Raw genomic sequence first — 11,721 nt, forward strand, 5'->3', positions numbered from 1 at the left:
CGTGGCGAGCGTGATCGAAACCGGCGACGCAGCCGCCGCGCCGGGCCGCAGCTATGCCTATGGCTGGTACACGGCGGCGGTGCTGATGGTCGCCTATACCTTCTCTTTCCTCGACCGTCAGATCCTCAACCTGATGGTCGGGCCGATCAAGGCGGACCTGCACCTGACCGACACGCAGTTCGCGCTGCTGACCGGCGGGGCGTTCGGCATCTTCTACACGGTGATGGGGCTGCCGATCGGCTGGCTGGCCGATCGCTATCCGCGCACGCGCATCATCACCTGCGGCGTGGCGATGTGGAGCGTCGCCACCACCGCCTGTGCGTTCGTGCGCACCTTTCCGGCGCTGATGGCGGCGCGGATCGGCGTGGGGGTGGGCGAGGCGACGCTTTCGCCCTCCGCCTATTCGCTGCTCAGCAACAGCTTCGACCGCTCCCGGCTGCCGCGTGCGATGAGCGTCTATTCGGTCGGCATCTATATCGGCGCCGGGCTGGCGCTGATCGTCGGCGGGTCGGTGGTGGAGGCGGTCGCGCGGACGCCGAGCGTGATGCTGCCGCTGCTCGGCGAGATCCATTCGTGGCACGCGGTGTTCCTGGTTATCGGTCCGCCGGGGCTGCTCGTCGCCTTGTGGGTGGCGACGCTGCGCGAGCCGGGGCGGCAGGCGAAAACCGGCGACGTCGCGGCGAGCTTCTCGATCGCGCGCATCTGGCGCTTCCTCGCGTCATGGCCGGCAATGTCGGTCGCGCTGTTCCTGGGATCGGCGATGCTGGCGATCATGAGCTATATGGACGCCTGGTATCCCGAGCTGTTCATCCGCACTTTCCACTGGAGCGTGGGCGAGACGGGGCATGTCAACGGCCTCGCCTCGCTGACCGCCGGGCCGCTCGGGATGCTCTCGGCGGGCTGGCTCTCCAGCCGGATGATCGCGCGCGGCCGTGTCGACGCCTGCCTGCGGCTGGCGATCCACGCGGCGATCGGGATGAGCATCACCGCCACTGTGATGCCGCTGCTGCCGCAGGCCTGGGCGATGGCGGCGATGCTGTGGCCGATCAAGTTCCTCGGCGGCTTCATCCCGGTGCTGATCCCCTCCGCGATCCAGATGGTCGCGCCGGGCAATATGCGCGCGCAATTGAGCGCGGTGTTCGGGCTGACCGTGGGCATCCTCGCCGTCACGCTCGGGCCGGTGCTGCCCGCGCTGATCGGCGACTATGTGCTGCGCGACGAGGGCGCGCTCCACCTGTCGCTGTCGATCGCGGCGGCGATTGTCGGCCCGGTGGCGACGGTGCTGTTGTGGTGCGGGCTGCGCCAGTTCCGCGCCTGCCTGAGCGAGCGGCCGGAGACCTGAGCTTCAACGACTGAAAAAGCGCGTGCCAGCCCTGGGCGCGCTTTTTCCTTGTTTCGTTATTCGCGCCGTTGTTTCATTCCTCGCAACAAATCGCGAAACCGCGTTGCGCGCGCAGGGCATAAGAATAACATGTTATGTAATCCGGTCGCGTCCAACCCCCGCATGGCGTCCGGTTTTCATGGAGGGAGGGGATAAGGTGGGCAAGATGAAGATCAAGGTAGCAATGGCTGCGCCTTCGATGGTGATGGCGGCCGTTCTCGGCATGGCGCCGGCGCAGGCGATGGCCGTCCCGGCGGCGGACGCGGATTCCGCCGTCCAGTCCGGCGGCAACGGCGGCGTGCCCGATGTCGTGGTCACCGCCAACAAGCGCGAGCAGAAGTTGCAGGAGACGCCGACCAGCATCGGCGTCATTACCTCCGACGATCTGGTCAAGCGCCAGATCACCGATATCGAGCAGGTGACGCGCAACATCGCCGGCCTCAACGTCATCAACGCGGGGCCGGGCCAGAACACGCTGATGATCCGCGGCCTCGTCGGCGCGGGCGAGTCCACCGTCGGCCTCTATTACGACAATCTGCCGACCGCCGGCACCGGCGACAGCGCCACCACGGCCGCCGGCCGCCAGACCGATTTCCTCGTCTATGACGTGCAGCGCGTCGAGGTGCTGCGCGGCCCGCAGAGCACGCTCTACGGTTCGTCGGCGCTGGCCGGCGTCGTGCGCGTGCTGTCCAACCCGGCCAAGCTGGGCGTGACCGAAGGCCGCGTCGACCTCGAAGGCTCGCTCGTCGAGCATGGCCAGGCCGGCTATTCGGTGAAGGGCGTGGTCAACGTGCCGCTCGGCGATTCGGTCGCCTTCCGCGTCGTCGGCTACGGCGTCCACACGCCGGGTTTCATCGACAACATCTCCTTCGGCAAGGAGAATGTGAACAGCGCGAACACCTGGGGCTTCCGCTGGAACGGCACCTATCAACTCGGGCCGGACACCACCGCCACCACCCAGCTCTACGTGCAGGACATGAAGTCCAACGGCCAGCCGTATGAATGGTCGCACGTCTCGACGATCGGCGGCGTGACGCTACCGGCCGCGGGCGACCTGCAATCACGCACGCAGAGCCGCGAGCCGTATCACGATCGCTCGATCCTGACCGGCCTGACGCTCGAGCATCAGTTCTCGAACATGACGCTGACCTTCACCCAGTCGTATCAGCGTCGCCGCAATGAGAGCTACACGGACCAGCAGGGCCTGCCGCTGTTCTTCGGTTTTCTGCAGAGCATCGACGCGTTCCCGGATATCACGCTGCCGACCGCGATCACCTTCCGCTCGGCGCAGAAATTGACGATGTGGAATTCCGAGCTTCGTCTCGCCACCAACTTCGATGGCCCGCTCAACGTCATCGTCGGCGGCATCTACCAGAACCGCCGCATCCAGATCGACAACAGCTTCGTCGATGTGGACACGACGACCGGCAAGCCGATCACGGCCAATCCATTGTGGTATGAGCGCGCCGGCGATTTTCGCCTGACGCAATGGGCCGGGTTCGGCGAGGCGACGCTGAAGCTGTCGGACAAATTCTCGGTCCTCGGCGGCATCCGCGTGTTCCAGAACAGCCGCCACGACGTCGCCACCTCGATCGTTCCTTTCCTGCGCCTCGGCGCGAACGGCGCGCCGGACGACGTGCGCAGCAAGGAAAGCAAGGCGATCTACAAGTTCGAGGCGGACTATAAGCCGACCAGCGACATCATGCTCTACGCTTCGGCGTCGCAAGGCTATCGCGCCGGCGGCACGATCGTCCGCGTCGTGCCGGAGCTGCCGCCTGCCTACGGCCCTGACTATACGTGGAATTTCGAGGCCGGCGCCAAGACCGACTGGCTCAACCGCGCGCTTCAGCTCAATATCGCGCTGTATCGCGTCAACTGGTACGACACGCAGATCTCGGGCGACTTCTTCAACGGGTCGTTCTCCGGCGTGCTCAACTGCTCGGGCCTGTGCGCCCGTTCGCAGGGCGTCGAGTTCGATCTCACCGCGCGTCCGGTTCGCGGCCTGGAGCTGACCGCCAGCGGCACGGTGTTCAAGGCCAAGTGGTTGAAGGACCAGCCGGCGATCTCCGGCTCGCCGGTGGCGGGCACGCAGTTCGCCAACACGCCGACCTTCACCCTCAACGGCTCGGCGGCGTACACATGGGAGCTTGGCGGCGACAATTCGCTCGAACTGCGCGTCGATGCCCAGCATCGCGGGAAGTACGCCTATATGGACTATCGCCCGCAGTATAACCTGATGGCGCCCGAGGCGTTCACCCTGGTCAATGCGGCGATCACGCTGGCGCATCAGGACGCGTGGAGCGCCGCGTTGTTCGCGCGCAACCTGTTCGACGAGCGGGCGCAGATCAACTCGATCGCCGACTCGGTCACGCCTTATCAGACGCTGATCGCGCAGCCGCGCACCATCGGCGTGCAGTTCGGCGTGAAGTTCTGACGACAGGCGCCGGGCGGTCGCGCCGACCGCCCGGTACAGTCCGGACACTGGGAAACCCCTGTCGCTGGCCGGCCGGGTTTTCCTTTGCACGCTTCTCGCCCGTGGCCTGACGCGTCCGGCGCCGCTATGGCCGGCGCATGATTCACATTCTCGCCACCGGCACCTCGCGCGGCATCGGCGCTGCGATCACGGGCGCGCTCGATCGGCCCGGCGTGCGCATCGTCGGACACGGCACCGCCAGCAGCATCGCCGCCGACTTCTCCGACCCGGCCGCGCCCGCGCGATTATGGGAGGCGGCGCTGGAACAACTCGGCGCGATCGACGTGCTCATCAACAACGCCGGCGTCTACGAGGCGAATCCAATCGACCGCGAGGAGACGGACTGGAATGAGGCGTGGGAGCGCACGATGCGGATTAATCTCACCGCCACCGCCGCGCTGTCGCGACTCGCGGTGCGCCATTGGCAGGCGCGTCGGCAGGGCGGGCGGATCATCAACATCGCCAGCCGCGCGGCGCATCGCGGCGACAGCGCGGAGCATTGGGACTATGGCGCGAGCAAGGCCGGGATGGTGGCGCTGACCAAGACGATCGCGCGCCAATATGCGGCGGAGGGGATTCTCGCTTTCGCGATCTGCCCCGGCTTCGTCGATACCGATATGGCGGCGGATCATCTCGGCCCCGCCTTGCTCGCCGAAATACCCCTCGGCCGCGTCGCGACGCCGCAGGAAGTGGCCGAAATGGCGCGTTGGCTGGCGCTCGACGCGCCCGCCGCGATGACTGGCGCGGTGCTGGATGTGAACGGAGCGAGCTATGTCCGCTGATAGCTGGAAGGTGACGCTGCCGTGCACCCGCGCGGAGGCGGAGGCGATCGACGCCGCCGGCGATCTGGCGATCGACGCGGTGCTGATGACCACCGAGGAGGTGGAGGACGATATCGAGCGCTGGCGGCTCGACGCCTATATGGAGAAGGAACCGGACGCCGCGATGCTCGACGCGCTGCGGGCGCTGGCGCCGAGCGCGGCCGGCGCGGAGCCGGCGATCGAGGCGCTGACCGCGCAGGACTGGGTGGCGATGAGTCAGGCCGGGCTGGAGCCGATCCGCGAAGGACGGTTCGTCGTCCACACCTCCGCCCATCCGGTCGCGGCGGAAGCGGGGCGGCGCGCCTTCCTGATCGACGCCGGGCAGGCGTTCGGCACCGGGCATCACCACACCACCGCCGGCTGCCTCGCGATGATCGACGCGCTCGCGGGGCAGCATTTCGCCAATGTGATCGATTTCGGCACCGGCACCGGCCTGCTCGCCTTCGCCGCGCGGCACCTCTGGCCCGAGGCGCGGGTGACGGCGACCGATATCGACCCGATCGCGATCGAGGTGACCGCCGCGAACATGGCCGCCAATGACGTCGCCGGGATCGAGCTGGTCGTCGCGGACGGCGCGCGCGCGCCGGAGATCGAGGCGCGCGCGCCCTATGACCTGCTGATCGCCAACATCCTCGCCGGACCGCTGGTGGCGATGGCGCCGGAGGTGACGGCGGTGGCGGCACCGCACGCGACGATCGTGCTTGCCGGGCTGCTCACCAGCCAGGCGGAAACGGTGGTCGAGGCCTGGCGCGCGCAGGGCTGTACGCCGACGGGGCGCGACGTGCGTGGCGACTGGACGATCCTGCGCCTCACCGCGCCGGCCGAGCCGCGGCCCGCCGCGACCGGCGGCGATCGCGCGGCGTGGAAGACCGACGGGCGCTAGGACCGATCGCCATTCGGTTCCGGCGGGCTGCAAAAAATGGCGCCTTGCGTGCTTCCGGTGCTCACATACCGGAGGCACGCCGCGCGCCGGGTCACGCAAGACCGCCAATTTCGCTATCGCCATCTCCTGAATGCCGACCGGTCCCCGGCGTCAGCCATAGGGCAGGGGAGAGGCGTTCCACTCCCCGATGGCGCGCGCGATCAGCGCGTTGAGCGCGGCCGCGCTGCGCCGCCATGCCGCCGCCGTGGCCTCGCTCCAGTCAGCGCCGGCAGCCGCCGCGAGCGCGTCGATCGCCATCTCGATGAAGTCGGCATATTCGCCCGCCGGCAGATGGCCGTAATTATAATGCTGATAGACGATCTCGGCGACCTGCCCCCAGACCCAGTCCTCGCCCTGTGCCAGCCCGAGCAGCCAGGTGAGCGTCTCGTCGGTCATGCGGATCGAGGTCGCCTCGACGTGCATGAACAAGGCGCGATGATCGGGGTAGCGGGCGAGGAAGCGGTCGAACAGCGCCGCGCGCATCGCCGCCTCGTTCGGCGCGGCGGCGACCAGGCTGCGCTCCATCAGTGCCGCGTCGCTCTCCATTGAGCGAGTGTCGCCTTATTTACATGAATGTCAATGATCGGCCTTGGCCAGCGCATAGGCCTGCGTGCCGCGCGTCAGCACCTCGTCCTCCGGCAGCAGTTCAGCGACCGGAATGTCGGGCCGATGCTTGATCGCCTCGTAGAGCGGGGCGAAATCGGTCTCGACCGTCACGCGCAGCAGATCGTCGAAGCTGGGGATGACGAAGTAATTCTGCTGGAAATCATCGATCCGATATTCCGTGCGCATCACCCGCGCGAGATCGAAGGCGATGCGGTTGGGGGACGGGTCGTCGAGCGCGAAGCGGCTCTCCGCATAGCTGGAGACGATCCCCGCGCCATAGATGCGCAACCCCTCCGGCTCGGCGATCAACCCGAACTCGACCGTGTACCAGTAGAGCCGCGCGAGATATCGCAGCGAATGCAGCCCCAGCGCGCGCTGCCCGCCCTTGCCATAAGCGACGAGATAATCCGCGAACACCGGGTCCGCGAGCATCGGCACATGGCCGAACACGTCATGGAAGACGTCCGGTTCCTGGAGATAATCGAGCTGGTCGGGCCGGCGGATGAAATTGCCGGCGACGAAGCGGCGGTTGGCCATGTGATCGAAGAACACGTCGTCCGGCACCAGCCCCGGCACCGCGACGACCTGCCAGCCGGTGAGCTTCATCAGCCGCTCGGACAATTCCTCGAAATCGGGGATGCCGGGGCGGGAAAGCCTGAGCACGTCCAGCCCGCGCAGCCAGGCGTCGGAGGCGCGGCCGGGCAGCAGCTTCGCCTGCCGTGCGAACAGCCGGTCCCAGGTGGCATGTTCCTCGGGCGTGTAATGCCCCCAGTTCTGCGGCACCGTCCAGTCGGCGGCGGCACCGGGCGGCGGGGACTGGGGAGGGATATCGGCCATGCCGTCATCATAGCACCCCGCGCCGCGCTGCCAAGATAGTAACAGATGAAATCATATCGGCGCGGGACGGAACGCTATTCCGCGAGGCTGTGGGTCAGCGTGATCTCCGCTTTCATCAGCTTGGAGACGGGGCATCCCGCCTTCGCCTCGTTGGCGATCCGCGTGAAATCGTCGGCCGAGATTCCCGGCACAGACGCCCGCAGTTCCAGCGCGGATTTCGTGATGGAGAAGCCGTCGCCGTCCTTGTCCAGCGTCACCTTCGCAACGGTGTCGAGCGTGCCGCGGTCATAGCCGGCGCGTGCCAGCGCGAAGCTCAGCGCCATGGTGAAGCAGCTTGCATGCGCCGCCGCGATCAGTTCCTCCGGGTTGGTGCCCGGCTCGTCCTCGAAGCGCGTCGCGAAGCCATAGGGATTGTCGGCCAGCGCGCCGGACTGGGTGGAGACAAAGCCCTTCCCGTCCTTGCCGAAGCCTTCGTAACGGGCGGAGCCGCTGTGGGTGGGCATGGTTTCCTCCTCCTGCGTGACCCCGATATAACGGGCGCGGCGCGAAAAGGCGCCGCGCCCGCCGCAAATAAATCAGCGGCAGCGGCGGTTGCCGGAGTCCCGCTCGATCGCGCGGCCGGCGAGCGCGCCCAACGCCGCGCCGCCCAGCGTGCCGAGCGTGCGGTCGCCGCGCGTGTCGATCGTCCGGCCGAGCAGCGCGCCCGCCGCGCCGCCGACGATCAGCCCGGTCGTCCCGTCCGGCCGGCGGCAGCGCCAGCGGCCGTCCTCTCCGCGCCATTCGCGATATTGATGACGCCCGCGCGCCTCCGCCTCGTGCGTCGTGGCGATCAGCGTCGGCGCGATCATCGCGGTGGCGCCCAGCGCCAGCATCAGTTTACGCATCAGTCTCACTCCCGGATCATGAATAACCTGTGATGCGATCATGACGGGGCTTCGCTTAACCTGCGGCAACCGGCTGTTCATCGATCCGGGACGATCCACGATATCCACGTTATCCACAGCCCGTAACGCGCAGTTCGCGCTTGGTGCGACTCGCGATCGGTGACAGCATCGTGACTGCGGACGGATGACGCGGTGGGGAAGAAATTCCCTGACAAATCAGAAGTTTGCACCTGATGGCAAGTCATGCTGGTGGCGCGAGCAAACCGCGGGACAAGCGATCGGGAAGGGTGGCAGGCGATCCGTCTTTTCCACAGCCTTGCGGCGAAAGCCGGCGGGCGGGAAAAAGGAAGATGCGGCGACCCGAAGGTATCCGGCGCGACCCCTGACGATCGTTCCGGATGCCGGCCGTGGATGATGCGGCGACACCGGTTCCGGCCTCCCTCGGGATGCCGAATCCGCCGTCGGCGTGGAGATACGGCCAATGGCTTCGCGGGCATTCCGGTGCGCGCGATGGCCGAAACGCGGCGCAGACCGGCATCGTTCGCGATGGTGGCGCGCGACGCGAGGCGGTGTGGCGGAAGGGAGCGCCGGCCTGCGGGCCAGCAGTTCCATCCGCAACCGCCGAACGGCGAGGTCCGGCGCGACGAGCGACGGGCGGAGCCGAGCCGTCGAAACCGGCGCGGGTGCCTCCTTCGAGGAGCGTGACCGTGCAAGGTGCGGCGACAGGGGGATCGGCAGCGATGCCGGTCCCCCGAATGCTTTTCAAGGGGGACATCCCGGTGGCCCGGAAAGCTGTCCGGCGGGATATTTCGGCTGACCTGCCCGGTCGCCCGCGTTAGCTAGGGGCCATGCCGCCCGAGCTTCTCCCTGTCTTCGCGCCGTGGTTCGATCTGGCCGGTCTCGCGGTGTTCGCCGCTTCCGGCGCGCTGGCGGCGGCGCGGCGGGCGCAGACGATGGTCACGCTCGCCTTCTTCGCGATCATCACCGGGGTGGGCGGCGGCACGGTGCGCGACCTGCTGATCGGCGCGCCGGTGTTTTGGGTGCATGACAGCCGCGCGGCCGGCGTGTGCCTGACGGTCGCGCTGGTGATCTGGATGACGCCGGAGAGATGGTGGCGCGGTGCGGCGCTCGACTGGTTCGACGCGATCGGGCTGGCCGCCTATGCCGTCTATGGCGCGGCGAAGGCGCTGCGCTACGGCGTGCCGCCACTGCCGGCGGCGCTGATGGGGGTGGTGACCGCCTGCGTCGGCGGCGTGATCCGCGACGTGGTGGCGGGCGAGCCGTCGATCATCATGCGGCCGGAGCTTTACGTCACCGCGGCCGCGCTGGCGGCGGCGCTCTTTGTCGGGCTGACGTTGCTCGGGGCACCGGCGGCGGTGGCGGCGACGCTCGCGGCGCTCGCCGGCTTCGCGCTGCGCGCCGCCGCGATCCGCTTCCGGCTCGCGCTCCCCGCTTATCGCGGGCGGCGCTGACCCTGCGGCGTCAGACGCGGACCACGCCCGTCTCGGAGAAGGGGCGCGGCTCGACCGGCGGGGTCACGCTGTCGTTCAGCGCGCATTGCCAGAAGCCGACGTCGATCCAGCGGCCCTGCTTGTAGCCGATCTCGCGATAGACGCCCGCGCGGCGGAAGCCGACCGCCTCGTGCAGCGTGATCGACCCGTCGTTGGGCAGCGAGATCACCCCGATCGCCTGGGTGAAGCCCTGCGCGCGCAACGTGTCGATCAGCGCCTCGTAGAGCAGTCGCCCGACGCCGTTGCCCTGCACCGAGCCGGACACGTAGATCGAGGTCTCCACGACATAGCGATAGGCCGGGCGATCGCGGAAGCGCGTGGCATAGGCATAAGCGACGACGCCCGAATCCTCGCCCTCGCCGGAGGTGGCGACCAGCCACGGATAGAGGCCGTTCGATGCGGCGATCCGCCCCCGCATCGCTCGCGCGTCCGGCGCCTCCGTCTCGAACGATACCGTGCCGGAGAGGACGTAGGGCGCGTAGATCGCGGCGATGGCGGCGGCGTCTTCGGGGCGGGCGGGCCGGATGGCGATCAACGGGTGGCTCCCTTGCTGCTTCGCCCCCCGAGCTATCGGCACCCGCCCTATAGCGCAACCGCGTAGCTGTGCGCGTCGAAGCTCTGCCCGGTGCGGCCGCGATAATAATCGCGCCGCTCGCCGACCTTGACGAAGCCGTGCGCACCGTAGAGCGCCACCGCCTCGTTCCCCGCGCGCACCTCCAGATGAAGCCGCGTGACGCCGCGCCCGCGCGCGTCGGCGATCACCCCGCGCAGCAGCGCTGCGCCGATCCCGCGCCGGCGGAAGGCGGGGCGGACGGCGATCAGCAGCAGCTCCGCCTCGTCGAGGATCGCGCGCGTCAGCGCGAAGCCGGCGACCTCCCCGCCGGCGCGCGCCAGCGTCAGCCACACGCCGGGCATGCCGAGGATGCCGAGGCACTGGCTGCGCGTCCACGCCTCGCCGAAGCGCGGATCGAACGCCTCGCTCATCACCGCGTCGATCGCGGCGATGTCGGTCGCGCCGCCGGGCGCCAGCTCCACCATGCGCAGCGAGGTGCTCATGCCGGCAGCTTCGCATCCGGCGCGCGTCCGTAGAGCGGGCGGGCTGGCAGGCCGGCGAGCGCGGGGGGCAGCAGCGTCGCGCGCGCCGCGTCCGGCAACATGTCGTGCAGCGTCAGCGCGGCGTCGAGCGGCGCGAGCCAGCGCACCCCGCTCCCCACCGCCGGGCGGCCGGCGAGCGCGGCGAGCGCGGCGGCGGGCGGCAGCGAGGCGAGCGGGCCATCGGCGGCGAGGGGGGAGACATAGCCTTGCATGAACAGCTCACCGTGCCCGCCTTCCAGCACGACGGCAAGCGGCGCCGGCACGCCCTCCGCGATCGCCGCCGCCGCGATCAGCGCGGTCGAACCGTAGCCGGCGACGCGCGCGCCCCAGCCGAGCGCCAGCCCGCGCGCAGCCGCGATGCCGACGCGGATGCCGGTGAAGCTGCCCGGCCCGACATCGACGAGGATGCGGCCCGCGCGCCCGCCATCGGCCAGCTCCGCGATCATCGGCACCAGCCGCTCGGCATGGCCGCGCCCGACGACCTCGTGGCGCGCGTCGACGACGCGCCCGTCCTCGATCAGCGCGACCGAGCAGGCGGCGGTGGCCGTGTCGATGACCAGGGTGCGCACGCGTTTGCCGTCCGGCGTCAGGCGATGCGGTTGAACTTCTCGAACGCCGGGCGCGGCGAGCGGCCGAAGATCGTCGCCGGATCGCCGTGGCCGAGGGTCGAGATGAAATTGACGCGGACGTTGGGCTGATCGGCGAAGAAGGCGGCTTCGACCGTCGCCGCGTCGAAGCCGGACATCGGGCCGGTATCCAGCCCCAGCGCGCGGGCGGCCATGATGAAATAGCCGCCCTGCAACGTCGAATTGCGGAAGGCGCTCGATTCGCGCAGCGGCAGATTGTCGGTGAACCACGATTTCGCGTCGGCGTGGGGGAACAGCTCCGGCAGATGCTCGTGGAAATCGATATCCATGCCGATCACGACGCTGACCGGCGCCTTCAGCACCTTGGCGCGATTGCTCTCCGAACAGGCGGCGGCGAGCTTCGCCTTGGCTTCGTCGGACACGCACCAGACGAGCCGGGCGGGAAGCTGGTTGGCCGAGGTCGGCCCCATCTTCATCAGATCCCAGATCGCGCGAAGCTCCGCCTCGCCGACGGGCTGGTCGGTATAGCCGTTATAGGTGCGGGCGGTGCGGAAGAGCTGGTCGAGCGCAGCATCGTCGAGGGGTTTTGTCATCGCACGGGGCT

Annotated in this window: 13 protein-coding genes; 5 read left to right on the plus strand and 8 right to left on the minus strand. The window is 68.8% G+C overall.

Going from position 1 to position 11,721, the window contains the following annotated elements:
• The first annotated feature begins 1 nt into the window (after window position 1).
• The 4 genes from F9288_RS08640 (at window position 2) to F9288_RS08655 (ending at window position 5,558) form a co-directional block, all read left to right on the plus strand.
• Window positions 2–1,342 (plus strand): MFS transporter, encoded by a 1,341-nt coding sequence (locus F9288_RS08640; RefSeq protein WP_254621138.1) that lies wholly within the window; start codon window positions 2–4, stop codon window positions 1,340–1,342.
• Between the two features lie 205 nt (window positions 1,343–1,547).
• Window positions 1,548–3,815 carry a TonB-dependent receptor gene (locus tag F9288_RS08645; protein WP_254621189.1) on the plus strand — a complete coding sequence of 756 codons (2,268 nt, stop codon included), beginning with the start codon at window positions 1,548–1,550 and terminating at the stop codon, window positions 3,813–3,815.
• Window positions 3,816–3,952: 137 nt separating this feature from the next.
• Window positions 3,953–4,636, plus strand: a complete 684-nt coding sequence (locus F9288_RS08650) for an SDR family NAD(P)-dependent oxidoreductase (protein WP_174836245.1) — start codon at window positions 3,953–3,955, stop codon at window positions 4,634–4,636.
• Complete coding sequence (locus F9288_RS08655) at window positions 4,626–5,558, plus strand: 50S ribosomal protein L11 methyltransferase (RefSeq protein WP_174836246.1); 933 nt, start codon at window positions 4,626–4,628, stop codon at window positions 5,556–5,558. Before F9288_RS08650 ends, F9288_RS08655 begins: the two co-directional genes overlap by 11 nt.
• 150 nt (window positions 5,559–5,708) lie before the next feature.
• Here F9288_RS08655 and F9288_RS08660 read toward each other — a convergent pair whose 3' ends face one another.
• The 4 genes from F9288_RS08660 to F9288_RS08675 all read right to left on the minus strand — a co-directional run bounded on the left by F9288_RS08660 (window position 5,709) and on the right by F9288_RS08675 (window position 7,924).
• Complete coding sequence (locus F9288_RS08660; RefSeq protein ID WP_174836247.1) at window positions 5,709–6,143, minus strand: hypothetical protein; 435 nt, start codon at window positions 6,141–6,143, stop codon at window positions 5,709–5,711.
• Between the two features lie 30 nt (window positions 6,144–6,173).
• On the minus strand, window positions 6,174–7,040 hold the full coding sequence (gene phhA / locus F9288_RS08665; RefSeq protein ID WP_174836248.1) for a phenylalanine 4-monooxygenase: 867 nt from the start codon (window positions 7,038–7,040) through the stop codon (window positions 6,174–6,176).
• Window positions 7,041–7,114: 74 nt separating this feature from the next.
• On the minus strand, window positions 7,115–7,543 hold the full coding sequence (locus F9288_RS08670) for an OsmC family protein (protein WP_174836249.1): 429 nt from the start codon (window positions 7,541–7,543) through the stop codon (window positions 7,115–7,117).
• A gap of 72 nt (window positions 7,544–7,615) precedes the next feature.
• Entirely contained in the window at window positions 7,616–7,924 is a 309-nt protein-coding gene (locus tag F9288_RS08675) for a glycine zipper 2TM domain-containing protein (protein WP_174836250.1), read from the minus strand.
• An 848-nt stretch (window positions 7,925–8,772) separates the two neighbouring features.
• Here F9288_RS08675 and F9288_RS08680 point away from each other — a divergent pair.
• Complete coding sequence (locus tag F9288_RS08680; RefSeq protein ID WP_174836251.1) at window positions 8,773–9,396, plus strand: trimeric intracellular cation channel family protein; 624 nt, start codon at window positions 8,773–8,775, stop codon at window positions 9,394–9,396.
• A gap of 10 nt (window positions 9,397–9,406) precedes the next feature.
• Here F9288_RS08680 and F9288_RS08685 read toward each other — a convergent pair whose 3' ends face one another.
• Genes F9288_RS08685 through F9288_RS08700 form a run of 4 tightly spaced genes read right to left on the minus strand, consistent with a single transcriptional unit; the run spans window position 9,407 to window position 11,710 of the window.
• Window positions 9,407–9,970 carry a GNAT family N-acetyltransferase gene (locus tag F9288_RS08685; protein ID WP_174836252.1) on the minus strand — a complete coding sequence of 188 codons (564 nt, stop codon included), beginning with the start codon at window positions 9,968–9,970 and terminating at the stop codon, window positions 9,407–9,409.
• A 47-nt stretch (window positions 9,971–10,017) separates the two neighbouring features.
• On the minus strand, window positions 10,018–10,491 hold the full coding sequence (gene rimI, locus F9288_RS08690; protein ID WP_174836253.1) for a ribosomal protein S18-alanine N-acetyltransferase: 474 nt from the start codon (window positions 10,489–10,491) through the stop codon (window positions 10,018–10,020).
• Window positions 10,488–11,099 (minus strand): tRNA (adenosine(37)-N6)-threonylcarbamoyltransferase complex dimerization subunit type 1 TsaB, encoded by a 612-nt coding sequence (gene tsaB / locus F9288_RS08695; RefSeq protein ID WP_174836254.1) that lies wholly within the window; start codon window positions 11,097–11,099, stop codon window positions 10,488–10,490. Before tsaB ends, rimI begins: the two co-directional genes overlap by 4 nt.
• Before the next feature lie 17 nt (window positions 11,100–11,116).
• Window positions 11,117–11,710, minus strand: a complete 594-nt coding sequence (locus F9288_RS08700; RefSeq protein WP_174836255.1) for a malonic semialdehyde reductase — start codon at window positions 11,708–11,710, stop codon at window positions 11,117–11,119.
• Between the last annotated feature and the right edge of the window lie 11 nt (window positions 11,711–11,721).

The sequence above is a fragment of the Sphingomonas sp. CL5.1 genome, assembly GCF_013344685.1.
Classification (GTDB): Bacteria; Pseudomonadota; Alphaproteobacteria; order Sphingomonadales; family Sphingomonadaceae; genus Sphingomonas.

Excerpts from the sequence above, each read along its gene's own strand:
- F9288_RS08645 (WP_254621189.1), top strand. The coding sequence starts at position 1,548 with ATGAAGATCAAGGTAGCAATGGCTGCGCCTTCGATGGTGATGGCGGCC.
- F9288_RS08650 (WP_174836245.1), top strand. The coding sequence starts at position 3,953 with ATGATTCACATTCTCGCCACCGGCACCTCGCGCGGCATCGGCGCTGCG.
- F9288_RS08655 (WP_174836246.1), top strand. The coding sequence starts at position 4,626 with ATGTCCGCTGATAGCTGGAAGGTGACGCTGCCGTGCACCCGCGCGGAG.
- F9288_RS08660 (WP_174836247.1), bottom strand. The coding sequence starts at position 6,143 with ATGGAGAGCGACGCGGCACTGATGGAGCGCAGCCTGGTCGCCGCCGCG.
- phhA (WP_174836248.1), bottom strand. The coding sequence starts at position 7,040 with ATGGCCGATATCCCTCCCCAGTCCCCGCCGCCCGGTGCCGCCGCCGAC.
- F9288_RS08670 (WP_174836249.1), bottom strand. The coding sequence starts at position 7,543 with ATGCCCACCCACAGCGGCTCCGCCCGTTACGAAGGCTTCGGCAAGGAC.
- F9288_RS08675 (WP_174836250.1), bottom strand. The coding sequence starts at position 7,924 with ATGCGTAAACTGATGCTGGCGCTGGGCGCCACCGCGATGATCGCGCCG.
- F9288_RS08680 (WP_174836251.1), top strand. The coding sequence starts at position 8,773 with ATGCCGCCCGAGCTTCTCCCTGTCTTCGCGCCGTGGTTCGATCTGGCC.
- rimI (WP_174836253.1), bottom strand. The coding sequence starts at position 10,491 with ATGAGCACCTCGCTGCGCATGGTGGAGCTGGCGCCCGGCGGCGCGACC.
- F9288_RS08700 (WP_174836255.1), bottom strand. The coding sequence starts at position 11,710 with ATGACAAAACCCCTCGACGATGCTGCGCTCGACCAGCTCTTCCGCACC.